We start from the raw sequence: 25563 nt of genomic DNA on the forward strand, positions 1-25563 counted from the left end.
GCGTCGCTAAAACGGCGCGGTCGCGGCGTGCGGGTCGGAGCCACAAGCCGTATTCGCCTGCCGACGAACCTACGGGTATGAGCCTCGACGACCTCGACGAGAACGTGACCGCGAACTACGCCGCGTTGGGCGAGGAGACGACCGTCGACCTCGATCCCGAGACGCGGAACGAACTCGCGATGCTGTCGGCGGCGATGGGGACCGACACCGGGGAACTCCTCCGCCGCGGCGTCCACGCGCTGTTCCAGCAGGCGGTCCAGAGCGGCGACCTCGACTTCCACCTGCGCAGCGGCTACGACGTGACCTACGACGAGTACCTCGCTGGCGCGACCTACGAGGAGATGACCGGCGCCGACCAGTACCCGGATCGCGACGACGAGCGGCGCTATCAGATGTAACTCGAGCTTTCGCTGCGGGCCCCCGGAGGGCCCTTGCAAAAGCTCGACCAAAAGCCTGCGTCGGCCCCTTCGGGGCCTCCTTGACCCGCTCGCTTCGCTCCCGGAGGGTAACTAGAACTCCGTCTGCAGACCGCGACAGCAGCAACGGCAGCGTACGCGACGACGCTCAGTTCTCGGCCTCGATGGCGTCGATGAACAGCTCGGCGCCGAGTTCGATCTCGCGCTCGGTCACGTCCATCGGCGGCAGCACGCGGATCGTCTTCTTCCCGCAGGCGAGCAGCAGCAGCCCGCGGGCGAACGCGGCGTCGACCACGTCGTCACGCAGGTCCTTCGACTCGAAGTCGAGGCCGAGCATCAGGCCCTTGCCCCGCACGCTGGTGACGCCGTCGAGGTCGGCGTCGTGCATGAGCTCCTGGAACTGCCGGCCGCGCCGGGTCGCGTTCTCGAGCAGGTCGTACTCCTCGATCGCGTCGATGGTGAACGCCCCCTGTGCGGCGGCGACGACGTCGCCGGCGCCCCACGTCGAGGAGAGCCGGCCCGTCTCCTCGGGGAAGACCTCCGTGTCGGAGACCGTCGCACCGACGCGCAGTCCCTTCGCGGAGGTGATCACGTCCGGATCGAACGGGTAGTGCTCGGAGGCCCACCACTCGCCGGTGCGGCCCAGCCCGGACTGGATCTCGTCGGCGATCAGGGTGATGTCGTACTCCTCGGTGACCTCGGCCACGTCCCGGGCGAACGCCTCGCTGGGGAAGCGGTAGCCGCCCTCCCCCTGGATCGGCTCCATGATCAGGAACGCGACCTCCTCGGGGTTGACGTGGCCCGTCTTGGGGTCGAGTTTCGACCGCAGCGCGGTCGTGTCGCCGGTGAAGTAGCCACACTGGCAGTCCTCGGGGGCGCCCCCGCAGCTACAGAACGGGAAGTCGTGGACGCTCGCGATCTCGGGGAAGCGTCGGCGGTACACCTCCTTGGAGCGGTTGAGCGAGAGCGCGCCCAGCGTCCGCCCGTGGAAGGCGCCGTCGAAGGTGAGGGCGTACTTCCCGAGCGGGTTGTGGTCGTAGGAGACCTTCATCGCGTTCTCGACGGCCTCGGCGCCGGAGTTCGAGAGGAACACCGTGTCCATGTCGAACGACGACGAGATGTCGGTGATGCGGTCCATCAGCCCCGCGGCTCCCGGGAGCCCCTCGCCCGGCGCCTTCCCGTCCGCGGCGTAGAAGTCCTGCCCCGCGATCTTCAGCGGATCAACGAGGTCGAACTCCGAGAGCGGCTCCATCAGCTTCGGGTTGTTGTAGCCCAGCGGCGCCGCGGCGACGTGGCTGGTGAAGTCCATCAGCACGTTGCCGTCCACGTCGGTACAGAACGGCCCCTCGGCGGGCGCGGTGTGGTCCCAGACGAACTCGTAGACGTAGGTGCTGGGTGCGGAGAACTCGTGGTGGTAGTCGACCCACTCCTGCGCTCGGTCGCCGGGGAGGTCGGTGACCTCCGGCTCGACGGTATCCCGGTCCATGCGTACCGGAGCGAGGCGGCTATTGTTAAGCTGACGGTCGATCAGAACCCCGACCCGAACAGCATCGACGCCGCCGCGACCAGCGCGGTCACGACGAGCAGCAGCACCGACCAGACCGTCACCGAGCGACCGAACTGTCGCGGCCCCGAGAGCGTGAGTCCCGCCTTGACCGCGATGCTCGACGCCGACGCGAGCAGCACCGCGATCACGGCGGGCCCGCCGGCGACGCCGCCGCCGATGTACAGCAGCGTCGCGGACGTGGTCGCCCCGGCCGAGGAGACCAGCCCCGAGATCGCCGCGCTGACGTACAGCCCCGCGGTGCCGAAGCGGGCCTGTGCGAACGCCGAGCCGACCAGGATGACCGCGAACACGCCGCCGAACGCGAGCGCGTTCCGCAGGGAGAAGGGGCTCTCCAGATCCACCTCCAGCGTGGTGTCCCAGTCGGCGGTCAGCGCGGCCGCGCCGACGCTCGCGAGCACCAGCGCGCCCAGCGGCGCCGCCGCCGCGACGAGCACGGGCACCCCCGAGGTCAGCGTGAAGAAGAGCACGATCGCGAGGTTGCGGGCGGCCATCGCGGCGTCGGCCAGCAGCACGGCGGCGACGGCGTACTCCGTGACGGAACTCCGCTGGCGGACGTGATCCAGCATCGAGCCGACGACCGCCGTCGACGACGCCAGTCCGCCGAAGAATCCGGTGATCGCGACCCCCCGGCCGCCGTAGGTCCGCACCAGCGCGTAGTTGGCGATCCCGATCCCCGCGACGGTGACGACCATCAGCCACGCCACCCGCGGCGGGAAGCCGACGCCGAACAGCTCCACCGACTCGGCCGGCAGCAGCGGGTAGATCACGAAGGCGAGCACGGCGAACTCCGTCGCCGACCGGAGCTCCTCGCGGTCGAGCCCGCCCGCGAAGGAGTGGAGCTCCCGCTTGAGCACCAACAGCGCCGAGGAGACGACCGCCACCGTCACCCCCTCGATCACCAGCCCCGCCGCGACCAGCGCGCCGATGCCGTAGGCGACGAACATCGAGACGCTGGTCGTCAGCGAGAGCGACGGCTCCTCGTGGCCGCTCTGCAGCTCCCGGACCGCGAGCAGGCCGCCCATCAGGAGGACCAACAGCCCGCCGACCGCCACAAGCGACCCGGCGGCGTCGACGCGCCGGGCCAGCAGCGTCGCCGTCGCCCCCGAGAGCGTCAGCAGCGAGAACGTCCGCACTCCGGCCGACTTCTCGGACCACTCGCGCTCGAGGCCGAGAAACAGCCCCAGCGCGCCCGCGATGGTGAGCTGTACCACCGGCTCCGAGAGGGGCGCCGCGAACAGCGCGTCGGCCTGTACCGGCGGCATGGGTCGCTACGTACCGCCCTCCGGCTATATAGGTGTGGGGGACGGCTCCGGCTCGCGGTCGTCGACGCCCCCACACGCTTATACTCGCGCCAACACCTTTCGGGGACATGGAGTACTCGGAGGTCGACAAGGGGCGAGTGCTGTGGGGCGCCTTCGGTCTCGTCCTCGCGGGCGCGCTGACGTTCGTCGCGTACTCCTTCGTCGGCACGCTCGTGTTCGGCCTCTTCGTCTACTACGCCACCCGGCCGATCTACCGCCAACTCCGACGCGCGCTCGACAGCCCCAGCCTTGCAGCGGGGGTGTCGCTGTTCGCGCTCGTCCTCCCGGCCCTGATACTGGTCGCCTACGCGGTGACGATCGTCCTCCAGGAGGTCGACAAGTACGCAGGGAACACCACGCTGGACATCGACCGGTTGGGGATCGACCCGGCGCTGATCGACCGCGTCGCCGACCCCGAGCGCCTGCTGCAGGACGGCGCCGCCGAGATGCTCACCGAGACGAACCTCTCGCAGGTGCTACAGTCCGTCGAGTCGGCCTTCGGCACCGCCGCGGTGCTGGGCGTCGCCGGGATCCACCTGTTCGTGATGCTGGCGCTGGCGTTCTACCTGCTCCGCGAGGACCACCGGCTCGCCCGGTGGTTCCTCCGGCACTTCGACGACGACCGGGGCACCGTCCGGAGTTTCGCCGACGCGGTGGATCGGGACTTCAACTCGATCTTCTTCGGCAACATCCTCAACGCGATCCTGACCGGCACCATCGGCGTGATCGCCTACTCGGTGCTGAACGTGTTCGCCCCGCCGGGTGCCTCGATCCCGGCACCCGCGCTGGTGGGAATGCTCGCCGGCATCGCGAGCCTGGTCCCCGTCGTCGGGATGAAGCTCGTCTACTTCCCCGTCGCGCTGATGCTGCTCGCGCAGTCCCTGCTCGCGGGGACGGCCGGCGGGCTGGCGTTCGTGATCGCCTTCGCCGTCGTCTCGTTCGTGATCGTCGACACCATCCCGGACCTGGTGCTCCGGCCGTACGTCTCCGGGCGCTCGCTCCACGTCGGCGCGCTGATGCTGGCGTACACGCTCGGCCCGCTGCTGTTCGGCTGGTACGGCATCTTCCTGATGCCGATGCTGTTGGTGTTCGTCGTTCACTTCTCGCGGATCGTCCTCCCGGAGCTCGTCGACGGGACGCCGATCGAACCGTACGCGGTCGACCCCAGCTACGTCACCGTCGAGAGCGGGGATGTCGAGATCGCGGCGACGGAGGAACCACCGGGCTCGGCGACGGATGACCAGGGCTAGTCCACGTCGACGTACTGCGCCTCCCACTCCCGCCGGGCCTCGATCTCGCGAGTGCCGCGCCGGGTCAGCGTGTAGTAGTTGGTCCGCCGATCGCGCTGGCCCTTCTCCACCAACCCCTTATCCACCAGCGTGTCGAGGTTCGGATAGAGCCGGCCGTGGTGGATCTCCGACTCGTAGTACTCCTCCAGTTCGTCCTTGATCGCGAGCCCGTGGGGGTCGTCCTTCCCGGCGATGACGTACAGTAGGTCGCGCTGGAACCCGGTGAGATCGTGCATGTGATTGTGTCACTATTGTTTTGGTATCCTGATAAAGATTACGCAAATTCCGCCTTTTTTCGGCCGTAGAAGCCTACGATCCGCGGGTTTCGGGTGAACAGTTCCGATCCGTCTCGTCGACATGTCGACGGCACGTACCGATCGATCGGACGGCGGAGCCGCGGCTGTTCGATGTCGAAAACGAAGGCGCCGAGCCGGACAGAAAACGTCCGCGCCCGGCGCCGAAACGGTCCCCGCTGACGCTTCGGCCCTCCAGACGAAGCGTCATCGGCACTTACCCATCGCACCCCTTAAACGTAGCGTTGCTCGCGAACCGACACGTCCTCAGATGTGCTCCTCCTCGAGCACCCACCCCAGCGCCCGCTTGTAGTAAGTGAACATCTCTCTGACGGACTCGTGGTTCATCTCGTCGCTGTCGAGCTGTTCCTGCAGGAACTGGTACTGCTCTCGGATCTCCGACTCGTCGCGCATAGGCGCCGTTGGGCCCGCGGGCGCTTGGGTATGACGGCGCTGACGGTGCGAGACGTGCCGCCGGTTCCGTTACTGCCGCTCCAGTCGCTGGAGCCCGTGCCAGATGGCGTCGACCATCCGTTCCTCGCCGGTGCCGTCGGCGTCCTCCCAGCCGCGGGCGAGTGCGTCCTCGATCACCGACAGCGAGTGGTTCTCGAAGTTGTTCATCCCGCGGAACGCCTCCAGCGCCTCGGTCTGGGCGTCGCCGAAGGCGGTGACGCCCTCGGCGTCGCTCTCGTCGAGGTGGCCCAGCGAGGCCAGCGTCGCCGCGACTTCCCCGGCGGTCCCGCCCGTCAACTCCCGGGTCTCCGCGGGCTCCTCGCGGGCGAGCAGCGTCACGTCGTAGAGCTTGAACACCCGTTCGAGCTCCCGAATCGGCGTCTCGTGGTCGTCGACGCGCACGTCGATCCAGCGGTCGTTCCCGCCGTCGTAGCCGCCGTCGGGCTTGACGACGTACAGCGCCGCCGCCTGCTTGCCCCGGCTGTCGCCGCCCGCCTCGTCGCCGGCTTTCAGCGCCGCGAGCAGGCGCTCGGGGAGACCGCCGTCGGCCTCCTCGAACGTCTCCGCCATCGCGTGGATCGTCGCCTCGTTCTCGAGGATGTTCCCCTGGGCGGTGTAGGTCTCGCCCTGCACGTCGAGCGCGGTGTCGAAACACTCCCCGCCGGTGAAGCCGGCGACGGAGCCGTCGGCGCCGACGACGCCGACCTGCCGGCGCTCGGCCTCGTCGTCCCCGGCAGTCAGTTCCTCGACCGTCTCCTCGGCGCTGAGCCCGTCCCGGAGGTGCTCGAGCCCGTCCGCCCCGTAGGCGACGTTGGCGAAGCTCTGTGTGGCGATCGCGCCCGCGTCGGCGCTGGCAAAGGGCACCACCGAGCCCACGCTCACGAACTTCGACTGCACGGCGATCCCGACGGCGTCGCCTTCCTTCGCGACGATTGAGAACGTCATAGCGGTTGGTCGGCGGGCAGCGAGAAAAGCGTTGACGCCGCGGCAGGCACCCGACAGACTGGCCGGGCCGGTAGCGACTCAGCCCGTCGACGCCGCGTCCCGCTCCCGTGCGGTCCGGGTTCCCCCCGACGCCGATCCGCCCTTCCTCGCAGTCAACGGCTGCTGAGCGATCAGGTCGCAGTCGAACGCGGGGTGCTCGGCGAAGTGTCTGACGAGCAAGTGGCGGCGAGTGCCCGACACCGAACCGTCGCCGTCGACGGCCGCCTTCCCGACCGCGACCGCGTCGAACCGCCGGGGGAGTCGGTCGTAGAGCCGCTCCAGTGCCCGGAAATCCCGGAACTGCTTGGCGTTACCCGCCGAGTCGGCGTTCGCGCGGGCGACGACGTAGCTCCCGTCCGGGCGGTGCTCGCCGGCGGTCCGGACGAACTCCCGTCGCCCCGTCAGCGCCGCCGTCAGTTCGTCGCGGAGGCGCCCCGCGGCCTCACGGGAGAGCCGGTGCTCGCCGTCGGGGAGCCCCAGAACCACTCGGTCGCCCCCGGCTGCCTCGACGTCGACCGATTTCTCGATCAGCCGCCTGCTGACGGCTTCCCCTATCCTCCAGTGATGTCGGCTGTGACATCGTGGAGCTAGTTTGGGGGGATGATCACTTAGCGATGACGGGGCAGTGATACGTCCTCCGCCACGTCGACCACCGCCGTTTTGCCGCCAGCGCCCCCAGCGTGACCCATGAAGATCCGCGGCGAGCGCGAGTGCAAGAACTGCGGCACGCGCTGGTCCTACTACGAGACGGGCGAGACCGCCTGCCCCGACTGCGGGAGCCTCCGGAGCGTCGCCGTCGACGACGAGCGCCGACGCCACACCGACAGCCCCGCCGAGATCGACCTCACGCCCCACCGGAGCGCGCTCGGCGACGGCGCCGACCTCGTCGACGTCGCCGAGGGGATCGAGTCCGACTGCCGGGCGTACCTCCGCAAGCGCGGGTTCATCCGGAAGGGCGAACTGCTGCCGCTCGACGACACGTTCCTCGCGGTACAGGAGCTCCGCGCGGCGCTGGCGGACTACCGCCGGGCCGAGCGCGTCGGCGGCGACCGCAGCGTCCCCGACCGGGACGCCGCCGAGGGCTACCTCCTCGACCTCGTCCAGGGCGCCGATAGCGGGGAGCGACCCGCACCCGCTGAGGTGCCCGAGGCGCTCGCGCCCGCCCGGGGGCTGGCGTACGCGACGGCCATCGGGGCGTACCGCGAGGACGTGGCAACCTACCTGGACGACGAGCCCGACGAGGACGCACGGCGACTGCTCGGCCGGATCCGGGATCAGCAGAAACGACTCGACGCGCTCGGCGGCGACCTCCCGCCCGAAACGGTCGAGTCGCTCGTCCGCGCCTGCCGGGACTTGGAGCGGTACCTGAACGGCGAGGAGGGGGCGCTCGCGACCGCGCGGCAGCGACTCGACGAACTCGACTGATGGCGCCAGGGTCGGGGAGGCGGCGTAGGGCCGGTCGGGCCGCACGCGTCGCCAGTTCGTCACGTGGTAGCACGTTTTCACCCAGTTTTATCCCCTGACCTGTGTATGGGCAGGTATGGAACACGCACTCGCGGTCGTGGGACCTGAGGAAGTGGCGAAAGATCTGGTTCGGGAAGCCGGCGAACTCGCGGCGGGGGTCGACGCCAGCCTCACCCTGCTCTGTGTCGTCAGCGAGGAGGAGTACGCCGACGAGCGGGAGGCCCTGGAGGCGATCCCGGAGGCCGACGTGAGCTACTCGGTCGGGCAGGCCCTCGAGGGCGCCCGGAGCTTCGCGAACGACATCGGCGTCGAGGTGCTGGAGGGCGTCGACATCGAGTACGAGACCGCCGGCGCCGTCGGCGACCGGGCCGAGACGGTACTCCAGGGGGCGGAGAACCACGACTGCGACCACGTGTTCATGACGGGCGAACGCCGCTCGCCCACCGGGAAGGCGATCTTCGGCGACGTGACACAGCGCGTGATCCTCGACTTCGAAGGACCCGTGACGGTCGTTACCGCCTAACCGGCGGCGTCACTCCGTTTCGAGCTCGACGCCCGCCCGTCGAGCCGCGGCCTGTACCGTGTTCTCGAGCAGCATCGCCCGGGTCATCGGCCCGACGCCGCCGGGAACGGGCGTGATGGCGTCGGCGACCTGCGAGGCGCTCTCGTACTCCACGTCGCCGATCAGCTCCCGATCGTCACCCTCGCCGACCGCGTTGATCCCCACGTCGATCACGGTCGATCCCGCCGAGAGCATCTCGCCGGTGACGAGTTCGGGGACGCCCGCGGCGACGACGACCACGTCCGCGCGGGACGTGTGCGCCGCGAGGTCGTCGGTCTTCGAGTGACAGACCGTCACCGTCGCGTCCGCGCCGTCGCCGCGGTTGAGCAGCAGGTTCGCCAGGGGCTTGCCCACCAGCTCCGACCGGCCGACGACGACGACGTCCGAGCCGGGGATCTCCACGCCGGCCTCGACCAGCAGCCGCTGGATCCCCAGCGGCGTGCAGGGGACGAAGCGCGGGTCGCCGGTCACGAGCCGACCGACGTTCTCCGGGTGGAACCCGTCCACGTCCTTCTCCGGGTCGACGCGGCGCAGCGCCGTCGGCTCGTCGACGCTCTCGGTCAGCGGCCGCTGGATCAGGATCCCGTCGATCGCGGGGTCGTCGTTGAGGTCGTCGATGGTCTCGAACAGTTCGGACTGCGGCGCGTCGGTGTCGAGTTCGACGTGCCGGCTCTCGATCCCCACGTCCGCGCAGTCGCGCTGCTTCATCCGGACGTACGTCTCGCTGGCGGGATCGTCGCTCATCAGCACGGTCGCCAGCCCGGGGGTCACTCCCTCCGCCTCGAGTCGTTCGACGGCCCCGGCGACCGTCTCGCGTACCTGCGCGGCGACCGCCTCGCCGTCGATCACGTCGGCGCGGTCGGCCCGCCGCTTGATGGCCTCGCTCATGGTTCAATCGGGGGACCGGGAGGACTTCAACCCTCGGATACGTGCATAGATAGACTCCGGTTTAGACCAGACTACACAGGAACGTGTATCACTCCGCGCCAGCCCGGCGGAGTCGCAGTCGGACGACGGTCCGATCGTCCCGCCGCTCGAACCCGACGTCGCCGCCGACCGACTCGACCGCCCACCGGACGAGCCAGAGGCCCAACCCGCTGCCGTGCTGCAGCTGGGTGATGTCCCGGTCACCGGTGACGGCTGCGCGTTCGGCCTCGGGAATCCCGGGCCCGTCGTCGATCACGAGCAGGTCGATCCACTCGTCGGGCGCCGCGTCGTACGGCTCGGCCCGGAGTTCGACGGTCGGCGCGTCCCCCCCGTGGACGACGGCGTTCTCGACTAACTCCTCCAGCGCGAGTCGCAGGTCCGAGGTGGTCAACACGGCCAGATCGGCCGCGTCGGTCTCGACCCCGATCGTCGCGTCGGGGAACCGATCGCGGGCGTCGTCGGCGACCGACTCCAGCAGCGTCGGGAGTTCAGTCCGGGAGCGCTCGTCGATCGGGTCCTCGATGATCCGGCGGATCCGCTTGGCGGTGTTGCTGAGGCCGATCAGTCGATCGGCGGCCTCGACGAGCGACGTCGCCTCCTCCTCGATCACGGGGTCGTCGGTCCGGTCGATCACGTTCTCGGCCCGCCCGATCACCACGCCGAGATCGTTCCGGAGGTTGTGCCGGAGGAGGCGATCGAGCACCTTCACGTGGCGTTCTCGGCGCTCGATTTCGGTCACGTCGGTGTAGATGCCGAACGCCCGGACGGTGCCGTTCTCGGCGTAGGGGATCCCCCGGAACAGGAACGTCCGCGCGCCGTTGGCGGTCTCCCGGCGGACTTTCGCCCCGGTCACCTCACCCTCGCGTACCCGCTCGTTGATCGCTTCCGGCGGCGTGTCCCCGGCGACTGCTTCCCCGGGCGCGGTCAGCACCTCGTCGATTCGGGAGCCGGCGATCGCCTCCCGGTCGCAGTCGAACACCTCGGCGAAGGCGTCGTTCGCCGCACGGATCACCGGCCCCTCGCCGACGTGTTCGGCGTCGACGACCGGGTCCGGGAGGTTCTCGAACAGCGTCCACAGGCGCTCGTGCTCCCGGCGGATGTCGGTCGTCCCCCCGGCGTCGCTCGGGGTGACCCCGATCGGCCCCCCGCCGTCGGAGGCGACGGGCGCGTCGCGGGATCGTACCGCGGATAGCCGTTCGTCGAGCGCGTCGACGCCCCACACCTCGGCGTCCTGCGGCAGGACGAAGTCCGCCCCGGCCGCCGCGGCGACCCCGTCGGCCGTCGTCGCGGACGGACAGTACGCGATCGGCGTCTCGGCGCCGCCCGCACGGAGCCGGTCGAAGTCGACGCCGGCGGCGCCGACGAGGATCGCGACCGGCGCCGAACTCGTCGCGGTCGCGACGCCGTCCCCCGGATCCGCCGTCCGGACCGTCCACCCGTGGCGGTCGGCGAGACGGGCGACCGCGGCGGGTGGCGCCGCCGCACCGATCCAGAGGAGGCTCTCGCTCATCTACTGTCTTCTGTGGGTCCCGATAAATAAAGCCGCCCGCTCCGTGTCGCTACTCGTACAGCGGGTGCTCGTCGGTCAGGTCGTCCACCGTCTCGGCGACCGCCGCGAGCACAGCCTCGTCTTCGGGCGCGTCGACCACGTCGGCGATGCAGTCGGCGACGGTCCGGCAGTCGCTGGCGGTGAACCCCCGCGTGGTGATCGCGGGCGTCCCGACGCGGATCCCGGAGGGGTTGAACGGCGAGCGCGTCTCGCCCGGCACGGTGTTGGCGTTGAGGACGATCCCGGTCTCCTCCAGCGCCTCCTCCACGTCCTTCCCGGTCGTGTCGGGGTGGGAAGGTCGGAGGTCAGCGAGCACGAGGTGCGTGTCGGTCCCCCCCGAAACGAGGTCGAGCCCGCGCTCCTGGAGCCGCTCAGCCATCGCCTCGGCGTTGGTCACGACTCGGGCGGCGTACTCCTCGAACTCGGGGGTGAGGGCCTCCTTGAAGCCGACGGCCTTGCCGGCGATGTTGTGCATCAGCGGCCCGCCCTGCATTCCGGGGATGACCGCCTTGTCGACCGCCTCGGCCCACTCCTCCCCGCACATCACCATCCCGCCGCGGCCGGCGCGGATGGTCTTGTGCGTGGAGCCGGTGACGAAGTCGGCGATACCGACCGGCGACGCGTGTTCGCCGGCGGCGACGAGGCCGGTGATGTGGGCGATGTCCGCCAGGTGGAGCGCGTCGACGGCGTCGGCGGCCGCCTGGATGCGCTCCCACTCGACCTCGCGGGGGTAGGCGGAGTAGCCCGAGACGATCATGTCGGGCTCGAACTCCTCGGCCTGCTCGCGGAGCCCCTCGTAGTCGACGTAGCCCGTCTCGTCGTCGCACTCGTAGTGCTGGACCTCGAAGTGCTCGCCGACGAAGTTCGCGTGGTGGCCGTGGCTGAGGTGGCCGCCGTGGGTCAGATCGAGACTGAGAATCTTGTCGCCGGGCTCCAGCGCGGCGATGTAGACCGCCATGTTGGCCTGGGAGCCGGAGTGGGGCTGCACGTTGACGTGCTCGGCGCCCCAGAGCTCCTTCGCGCGGTCGATCGCCAGCCGCTCGACGGTGTCGGCGTGCTCACAGCCGCCGTAGTAGCGTCGGCCGGGGTAGCCCTCGGCGTACTTGTTGGTGAGCGTGCTGGACTGGGCGTCCATCACGGCCTCGGAGACGTGGTTCTCGCTGGCGATCAGCGTGAGCGTGTCCCGCTGACGGTCGGTTTCGGCTTCGAGCGCGTCGGCGATCTCGGGGTCGACCCCGCGAACGTGGTCGTGCTGCATACCCACACAGCGGGGCACTTCCGGGTTAAGCCTGACTGTCGGCGGTCCCACGGAGGCGAGTAAAGCGCGTCCCGATCGGTCCCACGTTTGCGGCGGGCGACCGGGCACCCGTCGCTGCGTGAAACCTCGGCGATCCCCGACAGAGATTTAGCGGCGGGCGGGTACCTTCTCCCAGACCGAACATGGAGGTCGAGCGCGACGGCGACGGCGTTCGCGCCGTCGACGAAGCGAAAACAACCGTCCGCGTCGCGGCCGACGGATGGGAGCCGACAGCGACCGCGCCGGCGCTCGATCCGCCCGTCGACGCCGCCGTCACCGGCCGGACCGACCGGCTGGAGTTCCCCCCGGCGTTCGTCTCGGTGACCGAAGTCGACACCGGGGAGTCGACGACGATGGGCGGCCGCGAGGGACCGATCTCGTTCCCGCCGGGCGCCTACGAGCTCCGGATCGCGGCGCCGGTCCGGGCGTACGTCCGCGTCGACGGGGCGTTCAGCCTCGCCCAGCCTGAGTTCGACCGACTGGTCGTCTCGTTCCCGGCCCCGACGGCGGTCCGACTGGGGTTCCGCAGCCGGACCGGCTCCGCGCTGTCGTCGGTGACCGTCCCCCGAAGCCCAGAGGGCGTGGCGACGGCGCTGTCGACGTTCCCGGCGGCGTTCCAGTCGACGACGGCCGACCGCTCGTTCAGTTCGATGCGGACGCGCCCGCCGCGACTGCGCTTCGGCGACCGGACGTCGATCCCCGACGCCGTCCGGGAGCAGGTTCCCGACACCTCGATCGAGCTCCGGCTCCCCCGCTCGCTGTCGGCGCTGCTGCCGGCCGCCCCGCTCGCACACTACCTGGGCGCCGAGGTGACCGTGGCCGACGGCGTCGATCCCACGCTGCGAGCCGCGGGCGAGCGGATCGGCCTCGGGACGGGACGAGCGTACGAGTGGCGTGTCGCGTCGCTGCTGCGCCGGACGTTCTGGCTCGACTGTCTCGTCCGGACCGCCGGCCCCTACGACGCGAATACGGTCGAGACCGATCTGCTCGACGACCTCGCGATCGACGCCGACGCGCTCTACGACGCCAGCATCGCCGAGCGCCTGCTGGCCTACCGCGGGGTCGACCTCGACGGGATCGCGGCGGACCTGCCGGAGTGGCACCTCTCGCTGTACGTCGAGCCCAGCGAGGAGTACGTCCGGTGTCTCCCGCACCTGCTCGAGGACGTCCCACAGCTGTTCACCCCGCGGAGCAGCCCGCTGAGCGACGAGGATCGGCTGGACAGCTCGCTGTCGGCGTTCTACCGGGACGGCGACGCGGCCCCGGAACCGGTCGAACTCCGGAACGCCGACCTCGGGGCGAGCCGGTACCACGGCTGGCTCGCCGACGGCGTCACGCTCGACACGTTCAAAACGCTCCCGGCGGCGTACGAGAACCGGTCGATCTACCGGGAGCGCTCCGACGAGACGATCTCGGTGGTCGCGGTACTCAACGAGTCCGAGATGAGCGAGGAACACTCCCGCGCCGCCGAGATCTACCGGCGCCGGGCCGAACGGCTCAACATCGACATCGACGTGCGCGAGTCGCTGTCCACGGCGGAACTGGCCCGGACGATCGAGCGCCACCACGACCTGCTCCACTTCGTCGGCCACTGCGAGGCGTCGGGGCTTCGCTGTCCGGACGGGACGCTCCCGGTCTCCTCGGTCGATCGCTCGCGGGCCCAGACGTTCTTCCTGAACGCCTGTGGCTCCTACGCGGAGGGGAAAGAGCTGGTCCGAAAAGGCAGCGTCGCCGGCGCGGTCACCTTCGAGAAGGTGCTCGACAGCCACGCCGCGAAGGTCGGGACGATGTTCGCCCGGCTAGTGGTCCACGGCTACGCCATCGAACGGGCGCTCGAGCTCGCCCGCCGGCGGGTGATCATGGGGAAGGACTACGCCGTCGTCGGCGACGGCACCCACGTCCTCGCACAGACGGAGACGGTCGTGGGCGCACAGGCCGAACTGGTTCGCACCGACGACGGGTTCTCGCTGACCTACGGGATGTTGCCACCGGGGCGGGCCGGCGCCCGCGCGTACGTCAACCTCGACCGGACGGACCGACCGATGCTTCTGGGCAACGACCGAACGTTCGAGATGGACGCCGCCGAGCTCGTCCCGTTCCTCCGCCGCGGCGAGTTCCCCGTGATCTACCGCGGCGACATCCACTGGTCGACCGAACTAGCCGACGAACTCGCCCGCGACCTCATCGACCACTAGTCCCGGTCCGGGTCGGGACCGAAGTCGACGGAGCCCTCGGCGGTCGAGTCTACGACCATCCCGTCCGTCGCGACAGCGCCGTCCTGGAGTGCGAGGAGCACGAGTGCCGCCAGCAGCGCGGCGACGAGTCGCGGGTGACGCGAGACGGTTCCCCCGATCCGAGTCCCGGCTTCCGCAACCACGTTGTGTGGTGCCATACTACGTGGATCCGGCCAATTGTAAAAAGGGTTACGTTAGTTACGCACAGCTCAGTCAGGAATTGATTTCACGGCTTTTTCTGCCAGTAACTTCCGTTAGAAACGCTGAGACGTCGATATTCCCGTTAATATTAAATACGGTGTGGTGCATATACTCTACCAGTAATGAGTTCGAATTTACTCGGCGAGGAAATCCAGGATATCCTCCGGGAGAGCATCGAAGCCACCGACGACGAACTGTTGTTCGTGGACCCCTCGGCCGACGCCGTCGAGGCGCTGATCGAACTCGGCACCGAGTTCGAGGGCGACCTGCCGACGGTGAAGGTACTGGCCGACGAACGGATGCTCAAAGACGTGATGGACGACTTCCTCGTCGCGAGCAACGCCGCGGACCTGGTCGAGGCCGGCAGCCTCGAACTCCGGAACCTCGACGAGGACACCGACAACGCGCTGCTGGTGACCGAGGACCGGACCGTCGCGATCGTCACCGCCGGCGACGCCGTCGCGGGGCTGGCGACCGACGACGAGGAGTTCGTGGCGCTGGCCCACGAGAACTACAGCGACCGCTTCGAAGCCGCCGGGACGTACAACCTCCGCACCCCCGCGATCACGCGGGTCCGCGAGACGATGGAGGCGGACATCGGCGAGCAGTCACGGGCCGACTTCGACACCGTGTTGAGTTCGCTCGAGACCGCCCGCGGCGACGGCGACGGGCTCGACGAGGTGACCATCTCGCTGCTGGTCGCCGCGAAGAACGACGTGCTGCTCTACGACATCAGCAAGTGGGGCGAGGACGTGGGGATCGCCTCGAAGGCGACGTTCTCCCGCACCAAGACCCGCCTCGAGGAGCTCGGCCTGATCGACACCGAGAAGGTGCCCATCGACGTCGGCCGCCCGCGCCTGCGCCTGAAGCTGGGCGACGAGCGGCTCCACGGCGCCGACGCCGAGGAGCTCGCGAGCGTCGCGCAGTCGATGATCGCCGGCTGAGCCGGCATCCGTTCCTTTTTGCGAGCGGCGCTCCCTCCCCGAGACATGGATATCGGACTCGTCGGGACCGGCCCCGCCGCCGAGGCGATCGAGGCGGCGATGGCCGACCTCGACGCCCGCATCGTCGACGTCGGCAGCGACGACTTCGCCGACGTGGAGTTCTGTTTCGTCGTCGGCGCCGCGGGCGCGGACGCCTTCGGCACCGCGGCCGACAGCGCGCTCGACCGCTGGGTCGCCGTCGAGATCGGCGGCGTCGGCGGCCGCACCGTCGACGGCGTCGACGCCTCGGTGTCGGCGTTCACCCCGGACTCCGCCTGCTACCGCTGTCTGGAACAGCGCGTCGCCGCCACGACCGAGGCCAGCGACGACACGCCGTCGGTGCCCACGAGCGTCGTGCGCTACGCGGGCGCGCTGGCCGGTCGACGGGCCACGCGGATCCTGACCGGCGAGGATCTGGGCGGGACCCTCGTCGAGGTCGGCGACGGCGTCGACACCCACCGCCGGTTCCAGCCGGTCCCGTTCTGTGGCTGCTCGCCCGGTCGCGACCGCACGCTCTCGCTCGAGCACCGGGAGCCGACCCTCGACGACGCGGTCACCCGCGCCGAGGCGGCCGTCGACGACCGCATCGGCCTGATCGAGCGGGTCGGCGAACAGGCGTCGTTCCCGCTGCCGTACTACCTTGCGGCCATCGCGGGGACCGAGGGGTTCTCCGACGCGGGCGCCGCCCCCTACGCCGCGGGCGCCGCCGTCGACTGGAACGAGGCGTACATGAAGGCGCTGGGCGAGGGGCTGGAGCGCTACGCCGCCGGCGTCTACCGCAACGCCGAGTTCCGCCGGGCACCCGCGACGGCGCTGGACGACGCGGTGTTCCCGACCCGCTTCGTCACCGCGGAGGGCTACGACCCGGACCCGAGCGCCGAGCGCCCGTGGGTGCCCGGACTGGATCTGACCAGCGAGGAGGGCGTGTGGCTCCCCGCGGAGGTCGTCCAGTACCCCCCGCCCGAACGACGGATCAAGCCGCCGATCACCACCGGGCTCGGCCTCGGGAGTTCGACCGTCGAGGCCGCCGTCTCCGGGCTCTCGGAGGTGATCGAGCGCGACGCGACGATGCTCGCGTGGTACTCGGACTACGAACCGCTCGGCCTCTCTATCGACGACGAGGGGTTCCGCGACCTCGAGAAACGAGCCGCGGGCGAGGGGCTCTCGGTCTCGGTCGCGCTGCTCACCCAGGACGTCGACGTGCCGGTCGTCGCCGCGACGGTCCACCGCGAGGACGGCGAGTGGCCCCGCTTCGCCGCCGGCTCGGGCGCCGCGCTCGACCCCGTCGACGCCGCCACGGGCGCGCTCGCGGAGGCGCTCCAGAACTGGACCGAACTCCGGGACATGGGTCCCGAGCATGCGAGCGATGAGGGCGGCGCCATCGGCGAGTACGCCGACTTCCCGGCCCGGGCCCGGGAGCTCACCCACCCCGAGACGACCGTGCCGGTCGACTCGGTCGCCGACGAGGCGGCGGACCTGTCGGGCGAGGCCGCACTCGCCGCGCTGGTCGACCGCGTCGACGACGCCGGGCTCACGCCCTACGCCGCCCGGACGACGACCCGGGACGTGTCCGCGCTGGGGTTCGAGGGCGTCCGCGTCGTGATCCCGGAGGCCCAGCCGCTGTTCACCGGCGAGCCGTTCTTCGGCGACCGGCTGGCGTCGGTGGCGGCGTCGATGGGCTACGAGCCGAAGCCGGGGCGGGCGTACCACCCGTTCCCGTAACCAACCACGTTCACGGGAGCGAAGCTCCCGTTAGCCAACCAGAAATCGGAGATTTCTGGTGACGGCGAGCGACCGACTGGCCCCTCCGTGGGCCAGTTACCGAGCGCCATGCCGTGATTGTGTCTAACCCCAGGAATCGCTATAGCGTCACGTCCTTTACGTCGCCCTCGCCGGCCCGCCGAACCACAGCCCGCACGGGCTCCTCGGCGCCCGCGAGGTTGTCCGAGTCGCCGTCGAGGGTCAGCAGCTTCGCCGGCCGACCTTCCTCGATCAGCCCGTACTCCTTCCCCGCCAGTTTCGCGCCGTTGCGGGTCGCCATGCGGAGCACCTCGGTCGCGCTCACGTTGGCGAGTTTGGCGGCGAACTCCATCTCGCGGAACATCGACGGCGAGTTGAGCATCACGTTGTCCGTCCCGAGCGCGACGGTCGTCCGCTCGACCAGTTCGCGGATCGGCGCGACGCCGACGTTGGTCACGAGGTTCGATCGCGGGCAGACGACGACCGGGAGTTCCTCGCGCTCGATGCGGTCGAGGTGCTCGTCTCTGGGATGGACGACGTGGATCAGGAACGCCGGATCGAGATCCATCGCGGGCGTGAGGTCGTGCGGGTCGCGCTCGCCGGCGTGGATGGCGAAGGGTTTGCCTTCCTCCCGGCAGGCCGCCCGCAGGTCGCCGAACTCGCTGTCGCGGGCGCCGCTGGCGCCGAACCCGTCGGCGGCCCGCATGGCGTCGGCGCTCTCGCGGCCGAAGATGACGGGGTCGATGTCGCGGTCGATCAGCGCGTCGCGGATCGCATCGACGCCCTCGACGCCGCCCTCCCGGAACTCCAGGAACGCCGCGGTGCCGGAGTCCTCCATGAACCGGAGGCTGCGGGCCATCGCCGCGACCTTCTCCTCGCGACTGGCCTGTCGGAGCAGGCGGTGTTTGAGGCCGTCCGGCGGCGCGACCAGTTCGTCGAGCGAGAGGCCGCCGCCGGCCTCCTTCGCGATCGAGTCGCCGATGTGGGTGTGCGCGTTGACGAACGCCGGGAGGACGATGTCGGTCGAGTCGGTCGCCGTCTCCTCGACGGCGGCGATCTCGCCGCCCTCGAAGACGACTCGGCCCTCGACGGGGTCGAACGACTCGCCCCGGAGGATCGTTCCTTCGAGCGTGGTAGCCATACCGGATCCTGGTTCCGGGGGGGCATGAACGCGACGCCACGCGATCGGGGCCGCCACGCCCGGGGACGGTTCGGACGAAGGCTTCCGAACCGGTGGGGACTGTCGAGGAAGCGATGACGGCGGCCCCGAGTCGATCCTTTCGTCGATCAGTCGGGAGTGACGACCGCTGACCGTAGTATCTGTCCATGTAGACACAAATTTTATTTGATGCTCACCGTTTTACTTCCCCATGCCACGCTATACCAGGAGGAAAGTTATCGAGGTCAGCGGTGCGCTGCTCGGCGGGATCGCGGCCGGAACGACAGTCACCGCTGCGACGTCCGGCGACCGGTACGTCGTCCAGACGCGCAGCGAGACGCCGCCGGGCGGCGTCGAGGTCGTCCACGAGATGGAGGGCGTCGACCTAGCGGTCGTCAGGGGCGAGGAACGTGACGTGCGGACCGCGAACCGCGTCAGGGAGTACGCGCCCGACATCGAACTGGAACTCGACAGCCCGTCGGTGAACGCGGAGGTGCCGACGTTCGACGCCAGCGACTACGAGGGGCAGCCTGGTGACTTCCTCCAGTGGGACAAGGCAGACCTGAACGTCCCGGAGGCCCACGGGACGACCGAGGGCGAGGGGACACGCGTCGCGGTCATCGACTCCGGGGTGCTGGAGACCCATCCCGACCTCGCTGGCCCGCTGAACCTCGACCTGTCGCGGAACTTCACGGACGACGGCGGCGACCACAACCCGGTCGGCGGCGACGACCACGGGACCCACGTCGCCGGCATCGTCGCCGCGGACAACGGTGGCGGGATCGGTGTCAACGGCACCGCGCCGAAGACTGATCTCGTTGACTGCCGGGTGTTCTCCGGTGCCGGCGCGTCATTCGCGGACATCCTCGCCGCCGTAGTCTACAGCGCGAACGTCGATGCCGACGTCGCGAACCTCTCGCTGGGGGCGTACCCGGTTCCGCGGCAGGCGAACGGGCAGTTCTACGGGAAGGTGCTCAACAGCGTGATGACGTACGCGAACAAGGAGGGGACGCTGCTGGTCATCGCGGCTGGCAACGACAGCGCCGACCTCCAGCACGACAAGAACGCCGTCAGCCTCCCGAACGAGGGCGCGCAGGCGCTGTCGGTGTCCGCGACCGGCCCGATCGGGTACGGCTGGGACGCCGACGGCGACGGGGAGGTCTCGGACCTCGCGTCCCCGCCGGAGAGCCCGGCGTTCTACACGAACTACGGAACGAACGCCGTAACGCTCGCTGCGCCCGGCGGCGACGCCGACCTCGACGCCATCGGTACTGGGGTCCCGTACTTCAACGACCTCGTCTTCAACACGGTGTTCACCTACGAGGACACGGACGGTGACGACGAACCGAACACACAGGTGCCGGGCTACGGCTGGAAGGCCGGAACCTCGATGGCGGCGCCGAACGTCGCCGGCGCGGCGGCGCTCGTCAAGAGCGCGAACCCGGACTACGACGCGAACGAAGTCGAAGCGGCGCTGAAGGAGGCGGCCGAGGTACCCGAGGGCTACGACAAGGCGTACTACGGCGGCGGCTACCTGAACGTCGTCGACGCGCTGTAACGCCGACCGCGGCGGCGCCGTCGGCGACGGAGGCGTTTTGAGCCCACGGCCACTACCGCCGACTGGCTGATGACGACAGCACCGGGCCGAGCCGGACTCGGCATCCGGCGACGACGAGCCCTATGAGTGCCGAGGCCACATCCCGTACGCAGTAGCGACTCCCCTCAGTTCGCGATGTAACGGGCGATCAGGACGATCGGGACGACGGGGATCGCCAGCCCCGTGACGACGAGGAGGACGGCGATGATCAGCTTCTCGGTTCCGCTCGAATCGTCCCAGACCGACCGGGACAGGCTATCGATCCTCGCCGCAGTTCGTTGTACGAGTCCAGTCATCCCGGTATGCTACACACCAGCGACGGGTAAACCCCCCTCCGTCCGGACCCCCGGGAGAGCCCATATGCCCACTGCAGTTCGTCGTGCCCAGTCGGGATCAAGGCACGTTCGTCCGTACGTGGGCTGTGGAGCGTCTACGTACCGGCGTTCTTGGAGGCTCCGGCGATCAGGAAACACGGGCAAACAGTCGAGGGGGCAGCGGACCAGCGTGCCGCCGATCCGGGGCCGACGGTCGGACGGCGGTGCCTACCGTACTTCCTGCGGAACAAAAGCTGCCGTGTGCGTTATTCGCTCGGCGTCGGCGTCGCCGTCCCCTCGGTGCTCGTCACGTCCGAGTAGGAGACCTCGGTGCCGGAGGCGACCGGCTGGAGGAGGTAGGAGCCGGTCTGACCGCGTTTGACCGGCGTGAAGTCGGCGGTGAACGTCGTGCGCTGGTTCTCGCGGATCTCGAACTGCTCCTTGAACTGCAGCGGCGCCTCGCCGGGCGTTCCCACGTCGGCGTCGCTGCCGTCGGAGAGCGTGGCGTCGACGCCCGAGACGTCGAGTTGGAGGTACGCGTACGTGTCCGTCTCGAGTTCGCGTTCGTCGACGAGCGCGGTCTCCCCGTCCTGAAGCTGGACGAGGTCGGCCTCCTGTGCCTCGTCGTACTCGTAGTACGTCCGCTCGTCGCTCCGGTCGACGTCCTCCTCGTCCTGCTGTTCGACCTCCTCGGTTCCCTCAGCCGTCTCAGTACTCTCGTCGGTGCTCTCCTCGGTCTCCGTGCCGTCGCTCTCCTTCACCCAGAACCCCTGGATGGTGACGACACAGGTCTCGAAGTCGTCGATGTCCCCCGGCGCGTCCTTCACTTTCGTCGCGAGCGTGCCCGTCGCCGTGCTCCCCGAACAGCCGGCGAGGGCCGTGATGCCCGCGAGGCCGACCGCGCCTGCCGCTCGGAGGTAGGTTCGTCGTGATGTCGTTGTGTCGTGCATGCAGACTCACAGAGGGGCCACGAGGGGGTAAACCCGGGAGATACTCCGGCGGGATTGGCTCGCTTTCAGCCCGATTAACCCCGGATCGAGGCGAGAGGGACCGCCAGGAGCCGGCCGGGTCGACCGAGGGAGGGACCCTCGCGGTTCGACCGACCTCGCACGCGCAGTTCGTCCGCCCCGCTTCCGCATCCGCGGGGGGTCAGTACCCCTCGTCGAGCAGCTCGCGAGCGACGATGTTCTTCTGGATCTCGGTCGTCCCCTCGTAGATCTGGGTGATCTTCGCGTCGCGGTAGAGCCGTTCCACGTCGAAGTCGTCGACGAAGCCGGCGCCGCCGTGGATCTGGACCGCCTCGTCGGCGGCGTCGGTCGCCACGTCCGAGGCGAACTCCTTGGCCATCGACGCCAGCATCGTGAGGTCGTCCTCGGCGTTGTCGACGCTCCAGGCGGACTTGTACGTGAGCTGGCGGGCGGCCTCGGTCCGGGTGTGCATCTCCGAGAGCTTGTGCCGGATGGCTTGGAACTCCGAGATGGGGCGGCCGAACTGCTCGCGCTCCTCGGCGTACTCCAGCGCGCGCTCGTTCGCCCCCTTCGCGATCCCGACGGCCTGGGCGGCGACCATCGTCCGCGTCTCGTCGAAGAACTGCATCAGCTGGGGGAACCCCATCCCGCGCTGGCCGACGAGGTTCTCCTCGGGCACGCGCACGTCGTCGAACCGGAGTTCCGCGGTGTCGCTCGCGCGGATCCCCAGCTTCCCGGTGATCTTCTCGCTCTCGAACCCGTCGCGGTCGCGCTCGATCAGGAGCTGGGAGAAGCCGGTGTAGCGGTCGCCCACGTCGGGGTCGGTCTCGCACATGACGACGAAGTAGTCGCCGATCGAGCCGTTGGTGATCCACATCTTCGAGCCGTTCACGACCCACTCGTCGCCGTCCTTCTCGGCGCGCGTCGACAGCGAACTCACGTCCGAGCCGGCGTGGGGCTCGCTGATCGCCGCGCCCATCACCGCCTCGCCCTCGGCGATCGGCGGGAGGTACTCCTCCTTCTGCTCCTCGGTGCCGAACTCCATGATCGCCTCGGCGCCGAAGCCCGCGCTGGTGACACAGAGCCCGATGCCGGGGTCGACCGCGAACAGCTCCTCGGTCACGAGCGCCATGTCCAGCGTCGAGTAGCCGACGCCGCCGTACTCCATCGGGAAGTGGGCGCCCGTCAGCCCCATCTCCGCGGCCTTCTCGACGATCTCGGCGGGGTACTTCTCCTCGCGGTCGTACTCGTCGGCGACCGGCGCGATCTCGTTCTCGGCGAACCGGCGTACCTCCTCGCGGAGCTGCTCCTGCTCCTGGGTCAGTCCGTAGTCCATGACCTATACAACGAGAAACACGTGAAGAATTTTTCGGCGAACACGGTCCCCGGGGCGAACACCGTGACCGGCGGGGTACCACAGCGTATCCCCGCCGATACCTGTTCAGGGCGGCCACTACTGACTTGTTTAGATATATCTAATCTTTTGATTCACCGAAGCTATTTTGAGTGTTCGGTACTCCTCTTCACTCGACAATGAGCGACACGAACCGATCGTCGACGACGAACCGACTCTCGCGCCGGGCGGCCATCGGCGCCGGTGCCGGGGCGCTCGCGACCGGCCTCGCGGGCTGTGCGAGCGGTGCCGGGCGCACCGCGGGGGACGAGGGGCCGGTCGTCACGGCGTCGTTTTTCAGCTTCTACGACTTCGCACGCGTCGTCGCCGACGGCACCCCGATCCGGGTGGAGAACCTCGTCCCGACCGGGCTCCACGGCCACGGCTGGCAGCCGAACGCGAGCATCACGCGGGAGATCATCGAGTCCGACGCGTTCCTCCACGTCGGCGACGGGTTCCAGCCCTGGGCCGACCGCGCGATCCAGACGATGGCGGACGACGACGTCGACACGGAGCTCATCAACGCGCGCGAGGGCATCGACCTGCTCGACCTCGCCGCCAGCCTCGACCGGGAGGAGGAGGGCGTCGGCCAGCAACAGGGGAAGGATCCCCACTTCTGGCTGGACCCCCAGCGCGCGAAACTCTCGATCGACAACATCACCGCGGGGCTGGTCGACCTCGTGCCGGACGCCGAAGACACCCTACGGGCGAACGCCGAGCGCTACAAGTCCGAGACCATCGACGACATCGACGCGTCCTACCAGGCGATCTTCGACGCCGCCGACCGCGACGTGGTCCAACTGGCGGCCCACAACGCGTTCCAGTACGTCGGTGAACGCTACGACGTGGCGATGCGGCCGCTGGTGACGAACCTCGCGGCGAGCGGCGAGGTCGCCCCCCAGGACATCCGACAGGCCCAGGAGGTCATCGCGGAGAACGACATCCGCTACGTCGCGAACGGCGTCTTCGAGGCTCGCCGGCCCGCGAGGCAGTTGATCGAGGAGACCCGCGCGGAGGCGTACTTCCCGGTCACTCCCTACGCCGGCGTCCGCGAGGACTGGGTCGAGGAGAACTGGGGGTACGCGGAGATCGCGTACAACATCAACATGCCCACCTTCGAGGTCGTCCTCGGCAACAAATCGCCCGAGGAAGCCGGCCCCGACGGCTGGGGCGAGAAGTGGAGGAACTTCGAATGACCGCCGACGCCGTCGTCGACCTCTCGGGCGTCGAGTTCGGCTACACGGCGACGCCGGTGATGCGGGACGTCTCGTTACGGGTCGAACCGGGAGAGTACCTCGCCATCGTCGGCCCGAACGGCAGCGGCAAGTCGACGCTGATGAAGCTGATGCTCGGCCTGCTCCAGCCCGATTCGGGAACTGCCAACCTGTTCGGCGAACCGGCCCACGAGTTCGACGACGGCGCGCGGCTGGGCTACGTCGCCCAGCACGCCAGCGCGTCGAAGGAGATGCCCATCACGGTCAGGGAGGTCGTCAAGATGGGTCGGTTCCCCCACGTCGGCTTCGGCCGGCTCTCGAAGTCGGACTGGGAGCGAGTTGATCAAGCACTCGACACCGTCGGGATGGCCGCGTTCGCGGACCGCCGAGTGACCCAACTCTCCGGCGGGCAGCGCCAGCGGGCGTTCATCGCCCGGGCGCTGGCGAGCGAGGCCGACCTGCTCGTCCTCGACGAGCCCACGGTCGGCGTCGACGCCGAGTCCGTCGAGGCGTTCTACGACCTGCTGGCGTCGCTGAACGAGCAGGGGATCACCATCCTGCTGATCGAACACGACCTGAGCGCCGTCACGAACCACGCCGAGCGCGTGGTCTGTCTGAACAAGGAGGTCTACTTCGACGGCCCGACCGACGAGTTCGTCGACAGCGACGCGCTGGGTCGGGCGTTCGGCGGGGCCGCGAGCGTCGTCGGGGGTGCGGAATGAACGCTCCCGTACTGCAGGGGGGCGCACTCGACGCCGTGCTCTCGCCGCTGTACTGGTTCCTCGAGGTCTGGTCGGCGCTGCTGTTGTGGCTGGGAAACGTGACCGGGCTGGGGCTGCTCCAGTACGGGTTCATGCACCGCGCGATCCTCGTCGGCCTCTGTGTCGGCATCATCGCGCCGCTGATCGGGACGTTCCTCGTCCACCGGCAGTTGGCGCTGATCGGCGACGCGCTCGCGCATACGGCCTTTGCGGGCGTCGCCGTCGGCCTGTTCCTCAACGCGGTCATCGACCTGGGGGTGAGCCCGTACCTGACGGCGGTGATCGTCGCGATGCTCGCGGCGCTGCTGATCGAACTCATCTCGGAGACGACCGACGCGTACAACGACGTGTCGATGGCGATCGTGCTCTCGACGGGGTTCGCGCTCGGGACGACGCTGATCAGCATCAACGCCGGCGGCCTGACCGTCAGCGTCGATCAGTACCTGTTCGGCAACCTCTCGACGGTGACCAGCCAGAGCGCCGCGATCCTGCTGGTGCTGTTCGCCGTGGTCGTCGGCGTCGTCGCGGTGACCCGGAACCAGCTGCTGTACGTCACCTTCGACGAGACGGCCGCCGAAGTATCGGGGCTCTCGGTGAGCTGGTACAACCGGATCATGGTGATGCTGACCGCGCTGGTCGTCGTCGGCGCGATGCAGATCATGGGCGTGATCCTCGTCGCCGCGATGCTGGTCGTCCCCGTCGCGGGCGCGGCGCAGGTCTCCCGGAGCTTCACCGAGTCGCTGCTGCTCTCGGTGGTACTGGCGGAACTCGCGGTGCTGCTCGGGATCGCGATCTCCTACTACGCCGGCGCGACCGCCGGCGGCGTCGTCGTCCTCGTCGCGGTCGGCATCTACACCCTCGCGGTGGTCGCCGGGAAGGTCCAAACCGCGCTGGGCG

At 69.4% G+C, this 25563-nt stretch carries 25 protein-coding genes; 11 read left to right on the forward strand and 14 right to left on the reverse strand.

What is annotated here, in order from left to right; all coding sequences use genetic code 11:
- Nucleotides 1–77: 77 nt before the first annotated feature.
- Complete coding sequence (locus BMZ83_RS14325; protein WP_074880112.1) at nucleotides 78–398, forward strand: hypothetical protein; 321 nt, start codon at nucleotides 78–80, stop codon at nucleotides 396–398.
- Nucleotides 399–564: 166 nt separating this feature from the next.
- Here BMZ83_RS14325 and BMZ83_RS14330 read toward each other — a convergent pair whose 3' ends face one another.
- Nucleotides 565–1902 (reverse strand): class-III pyridoxal-phosphate-dependent aminotransferase, encoded by a 1338-nt coding sequence (locus BMZ83_RS14330; protein ID WP_074880115.1) that lies wholly within the window; start codon nucleotides 1900–1902, stop codon nucleotides 565–567.
- Nucleotides 1903–1943: 41 nt separating this feature from the next.
- Complete coding sequence (locus BMZ83_RS14335; protein ID WP_074880117.1) at nucleotides 1944–3245, reverse strand: MgtC/SapB family protein; 1302 nt, start codon at nucleotides 3243–3245, stop codon at nucleotides 1944–1946.
- Between the two features lie 107 nt (nucleotides 3246–3352).
- Between BMZ83_RS14335 and BMZ83_RS14340 the strand changes: the two genes are divergently transcribed.
- Nucleotides 3353–4534, forward strand: a complete 1182-nt coding sequence (locus BMZ83_RS14340; protein ID WP_074880119.1) for an AI-2E family transporter — start codon at nucleotides 3353–3355, stop codon at nucleotides 4532–4534.
- On the opposite strand, the gene BMZ83_RS14345 is transcribed toward BMZ83_RS14340, so the two are convergent.
- The 4 genes from BMZ83_RS14345 to BMZ83_RS14355 all read right to left on the reverse strand — a co-directional run bounded on the left by BMZ83_RS14345 (nucleotide 4531) and on the right by BMZ83_RS14355 (nucleotide 6789).
- Entirely contained in the window at nucleotides 4531–4809 is a 279-nt protein-coding gene (locus BMZ83_RS14345; protein ID WP_074880123.1) for a PadR family transcriptional regulator, read from the reverse strand. The genes BMZ83_RS14340 and BMZ83_RS14345 overlap by 4 nt on opposite strands.
- A gap of 324 nt (nucleotides 4810–5133) precedes the next feature.
- Nucleotides 5134–5280 carry a hypothetical protein gene (locus BMZ83_RS16975; protein ID WP_166623298.1) on the reverse strand — a complete coding sequence of 49 codons (147 nt, stop codon included), beginning with the start codon at nucleotides 5278–5280 and terminating at the stop codon, nucleotides 5134–5136.
- A gap of 69 nt (nucleotides 5281–5349) precedes the next feature.
- Nucleotides 5350–6264, reverse strand: a complete 915-nt coding sequence (locus BMZ83_RS14350; RefSeq protein WP_074880126.1) for a DUF1028 domain-containing protein — start codon at nucleotides 6262–6264, stop codon at nucleotides 5350–5352.
- Nucleotides 6265–6342: 78 nt separating this feature from the next.
- Nucleotides 6343–6789: a DUF7528 family protein gene (locus BMZ83_RS14355; RefSeq protein ID WP_245748705.1), complete on the reverse strand. Its 447-nt coding sequence runs from the start codon at nucleotides 6787–6789 to the stop codon at nucleotides 6343–6345.
- Nucleotides 6790–6990: 201 nt separating this feature from the next.
- On the opposite strand from BMZ83_RS14355, the gene BMZ83_RS14360 reads away from it, so the two are divergent.
- Both BMZ83_RS14360 and BMZ83_RS14365 read left to right on the forward strand, forming a co-directional pair.
- Complete coding sequence (locus BMZ83_RS14360; RefSeq protein ID WP_074880129.1) at nucleotides 6991–7728, forward strand: DUF7117 family protein; 738 nt, start codon at nucleotides 6991–6993, stop codon at nucleotides 7726–7728.
- 115 nt (nucleotides 7729–7843) lie between these two features.
- Nucleotides 7844–8290, forward strand: coding sequence for a universal stress protein (locus BMZ83_RS14365; RefSeq protein ID WP_074880133.1), 447 nt, complete (start codon nucleotides 7844–7846; stop codon nucleotides 8288–8290).
- Nucleotides 8291–8299: 9 nt separating this feature from the next.
- Here the strand turns inward: BMZ83_RS14365 and BMZ83_RS14370 are convergent, their stop codons facing one another.
- The 3 genes from BMZ83_RS14370 to glyA form a co-directional block, all read right to left on the reverse strand.
- Nucleotides 8300–9217: a bifunctional 5,10-methylenetetrahydrofolate dehydrogenase/5,10-methenyltetrahydrofolate cyclohydrolase gene (locus tag BMZ83_RS14370; protein ID WP_074880134.1), complete on the reverse strand. Its 918-nt coding sequence runs from the start codon at nucleotides 9215–9217 to the stop codon at nucleotides 8300–8302.
- An 88-nt stretch (nucleotides 9218–9305) separates the two neighbouring features.
- Complete coding sequence (locus BMZ83_RS14375; protein ID WP_074880137.1) at nucleotides 9306–10766, reverse strand: sensor histidine kinase; 1461 nt, start codon at nucleotides 10764–10766, stop codon at nucleotides 9306–9308.
- A 49-nt stretch (nucleotides 10767–10815) separates the two neighbouring features.
- Entirely contained in the window at nucleotides 10816–12063 is a 1248-nt protein-coding gene (glyA, locus tag BMZ83_RS14380; protein ID WP_074880140.1) for a serine hydroxymethyltransferase, read from the reverse strand.
- 182 nt (nucleotides 12064–12245) lie between these two features.
- Between glyA and BMZ83_RS14385 the strand changes: the two genes are divergently transcribed.
- Nucleotides 12246–14297, forward strand: a complete 2052-nt coding sequence (locus BMZ83_RS14385) for a hypothetical protein (protein WP_074880144.1) — start codon at nucleotides 12246–12248, stop codon at nucleotides 14295–14297.
- Here BMZ83_RS14385 and BMZ83_RS14390 read toward each other — a convergent pair.
- Nucleotides 14294–14494, reverse strand: coding sequence for a hypothetical protein (locus BMZ83_RS14390; RefSeq protein WP_074880147.1), 201 nt, complete (start codon nucleotides 14492–14494; stop codon nucleotides 14294–14296). The two genes, BMZ83_RS14385 and BMZ83_RS14390, sit on opposite strands and share 4 nt — an antisense overlap.
- Nucleotides 14495–14659: 165 nt before the next feature.
- On the opposite strand from BMZ83_RS14390, the gene tbsP reads away from it, so the two are divergent.
- Both tbsP and BMZ83_RS14400 read left to right on the forward strand, forming a co-directional pair.
- Nucleotides 14660–15481 carry a transcriptional regulator TbsP gene (gene tbsP, locus BMZ83_RS14395; RefSeq protein ID WP_074880150.1) on the forward strand — a complete coding sequence of 274 codons (822 nt, stop codon included), beginning with the start codon at nucleotides 14660–14662 and terminating at the stop codon, nucleotides 15479–15481.
- Between the two features lie 45 nt (nucleotides 15482–15526).
- Nucleotides 15527–17242, forward strand: a complete 1716-nt coding sequence (locus BMZ83_RS14400; protein WP_074880155.1) for a YcaO-like family protein — start codon at nucleotides 15527–15529, stop codon at nucleotides 17240–17242.
- 139 nt (nucleotides 17243–17381) lie between these two features.
- On the opposite strand, the gene BMZ83_RS14405 is transcribed toward BMZ83_RS14400, so the two are convergent.
- The gene (locus BMZ83_RS14405; protein ID WP_074880158.1) at nucleotides 17382–18401 is read right to left on the reverse strand and encodes an amidohydrolase family protein; all 1020 of its coding nucleotides are present in this window, start codon (nucleotides 18399–18401) and stop codon (nucleotides 17382–17384) included.
- A gap of 229 nt (nucleotides 18402–18630) precedes the next feature.
- Between BMZ83_RS14405 and BMZ83_RS14410 the strand changes: the two genes are divergently transcribed.
- A complete protein-coding gene (locus BMZ83_RS14410; RefSeq protein ID WP_074880162.1) occupies nucleotides 18631–19977 on the forward strand; it encodes a S8 family peptidase in 1347 nt (448 codons plus the stop codon).
- Nucleotides 19978–20141: 164 nt separating this feature from the next.
- Here the strand turns inward: BMZ83_RS14410 and BMZ83_RS16980 are convergent, their stop codons facing one another.
- The 3 genes from BMZ83_RS16980 to BMZ83_RS14420 all read right to left on the reverse strand — a co-directional run bounded on the left by BMZ83_RS16980 (nucleotide 20142) and on the right by BMZ83_RS14420 (nucleotide 22634).
- The gene (locus tag BMZ83_RS16980) at nucleotides 20142–20312 is read right to left on the reverse strand and encodes a hypothetical protein (RefSeq protein WP_166623297.1); all 171 of its coding nucleotides are present in this window, start codon (nucleotides 20310–20312) and stop codon (nucleotides 20142–20144) included.
- Nucleotides 20313–20596: 284 nt separating this feature from the next.
- Nucleotides 20597–21280 (reverse strand): DUF4382 domain-containing protein, encoded by a 684-nt coding sequence (locus BMZ83_RS14415; RefSeq protein ID WP_074880166.1) that lies wholly within the window; start codon nucleotides 21278–21280, stop codon nucleotides 20597–20599.
- 199 nt (nucleotides 21281–21479) lie between these two features.
- On the reverse strand, nucleotides 21480–22634 hold the full coding sequence (locus tag BMZ83_RS14420) for an acyl-CoA dehydrogenase family protein (protein WP_074880169.1): 1155 nt from the start codon (nucleotides 22632–22634) through the stop codon (nucleotides 21480–21482).
- A 197-nt stretch (nucleotides 22635–22831) separates the two neighbouring features.
- Here BMZ83_RS14420 and BMZ83_RS14425 point away from each other — a divergent pair, with 197 nt between their 5' ends.
- From BMZ83_RS14425 to BMZ83_RS14435, 3 genes are all read left to right on the forward strand, one after another.
- Nucleotides 22832–23887 (forward strand): metal ABC transporter substrate-binding protein, encoded by a 1056-nt coding sequence (locus tag BMZ83_RS14425; protein WP_074880172.1) that lies wholly within the window; start codon nucleotides 22832–22834, stop codon nucleotides 23885–23887.
- Nucleotides 23884–24627, forward strand: a complete 744-nt coding sequence (locus BMZ83_RS14430) for a metal ABC transporter ATP-binding protein (protein WP_079990212.1) — start codon at nucleotides 23884–23886, stop codon at nucleotides 24625–24627. Before BMZ83_RS14425 ends, BMZ83_RS14430 begins: the two co-directional genes overlap by 4 nt.
- Nucleotides 24624–25563, forward strand: a 940-nt coding sequence (locus BMZ83_RS14435) for a metal ABC transporter permease (protein ID WP_074880178.1), incomplete at its 3' end; no start/stop codon positions are given. The genes BMZ83_RS14430 and BMZ83_RS14435, both read left to right, overlap by 4 nt.

This window comes from Halolamina pelagica (genome assembly GCF_900115675.1).
In the GTDB taxonomy this organism is placed as follows: Archaea; Halobacteriota; Halobacteria; order Halobacteriales; family Haloferacaceae; genus Halolamina; species Halolamina pelagica.

What these genes read in the sequence shown, in the direction of transcription:
- BMZ83_RS14325 (WP_074880112.1), top strand. Translation starts at nt 78, where the DNA reads ATGAGCCTCGACGACCTCGACGAGAACGTGACCGCGAACTACGCCGCG.
- BMZ83_RS14330 (WP_074880115.1), bottom strand. Translation starts at nt 1,902, where the DNA reads ATGGACCGGGATACCGTCGAGCCGGAGGTCACCGACCTCCCCGGCGAC.
- BMZ83_RS14335 (WP_074880117.1), bottom strand. Translation starts at nt 3,245, where the DNA reads ATGCCGCCGGTACAGGCCGACGCGCTGTTCGCGGCGCCCCTCTCGGAG.
- BMZ83_RS14340 (WP_074880119.1), top strand. Translation starts at nt 3,353, where the DNA reads ATGGAGTACTCGGAGGTCGACAAGGGGCGAGTGCTGTGGGGCGCCTTC.
- BMZ83_RS14345 (WP_074880123.1), bottom strand. Translation starts at nt 4,809, where the DNA reads ATGCACGATCTCACCGGGTTCCAGCGCGACCTACTGTACGTCATCGCC.
- BMZ83_RS16975 (WP_166623298.1), bottom strand. Translation starts at nt 5,280, where the DNA reads ATGCGCGACGAGTCGGAGATCCGAGAGCAGTACCAGTTCCTGCAGGAA.
- BMZ83_RS14350 (WP_074880126.1), bottom strand. Translation starts at nt 6,264, where the DNA reads ATGACGTTCTCAATCGTCGCGAAGGAAGGCGACGCCGTCGGGATCGCC.
- BMZ83_RS14360 (WP_074880129.1), top strand. Translation starts at nt 6,991, where the DNA reads ATGAAGATCCGCGGCGAGCGCGAGTGCAAGAACTGCGGCACGCGCTGG.
- BMZ83_RS14365 (WP_074880133.1), top strand. Translation starts at nt 7,844, where the DNA reads ATGGAACACGCACTCGCGGTCGTGGGACCTGAGGAAGTGGCGAAAGAT.
- BMZ83_RS14370 (WP_074880134.1), bottom strand. Translation starts at nt 9,217, where the DNA reads ATGAGCGAGGCCATCAAGCGGCGGGCCGACCGCGCCGACGTGATCGAC.
- BMZ83_RS14375 (WP_074880137.1), bottom strand. Translation starts at nt 10,766, where the DNA reads ATGAGCGAGAGCCTCCTCTGGATCGGTGCGGCGGCGCCACCCGCCGCG.
- glyA (WP_074880140.1), bottom strand. Translation starts at nt 12,063, where the DNA reads ATGCAGCACGACCACGTTCGCGGGGTCGACCCCGAGATCGCCGACGCG.
- BMZ83_RS14385 (WP_074880144.1), top strand. Translation starts at nt 12,246, where the DNA reads ATGGAGGTCGAGCGCGACGGCGACGGCGTTCGCGCCGTCGACGAAGCG.
- BMZ83_RS14390 (WP_074880147.1), bottom strand. Translation starts at nt 14,494, where the DNA reads ATGGCACCACACAACGTGGTTGCGGAAGCCGGGACTCGGATCGGGGGA.
- tbsP (WP_074880150.1), top strand. Translation starts at nt 14,660, where the DNA reads ATGAGTTCGAATTTACTCGGCGAGGAAATCCAGGATATCCTCCGGGAG.
- BMZ83_RS14400 (WP_074880155.1), top strand. Translation starts at nt 15,527, where the DNA reads ATGGATATCGGACTCGTCGGGACCGGCCCCGCCGCCGAGGCGATCGAG.
- BMZ83_RS14405 (WP_074880158.1), bottom strand. Translation starts at nt 18,401, where the DNA reads ATGGCTACCACGCTCGAAGGAACGATCCTCCGGGGCGAGTCGTTCGAC.
- BMZ83_RS14410 (WP_074880162.1), top strand. Translation starts at nt 18,631, where the DNA reads ATGCCACGCTATACCAGGAGGAAAGTTATCGAGGTCAGCGGTGCGCTG.
- BMZ83_RS16980 (WP_166623297.1), bottom strand. Translation starts at nt 20,312, where the DNA reads ATGACTGGACTCGTACAACGAACTGCGGCGAGGATCGATAGCCTGTCC.
- BMZ83_RS14415 (WP_074880166.1), bottom strand. Translation starts at nt 21,280, where the DNA reads ATGCACGACACAACGACATCACGACGAACCTACCTCCGAGCGGCAGGC.
- BMZ83_RS14420 (WP_074880169.1), bottom strand. Translation starts at nt 22,634, where the DNA reads ATGGACTACGGACTGACCCAGGAGCAGGAGCAGCTCCGCGAGGAGGTA.
- BMZ83_RS14425 (WP_074880172.1), top strand. Translation starts at nt 22,832, where the DNA reads ATGAGCGACACGAACCGATCGTCGACGACGAACCGACTCTCGCGCCGG.
- BMZ83_RS14430 (WP_079990212.1), top strand. Translation starts at nt 23,884, where the DNA reads ATGACCGCCGACGCCGTCGTCGACCTCTCGGGCGTCGAGTTCGGCTAC.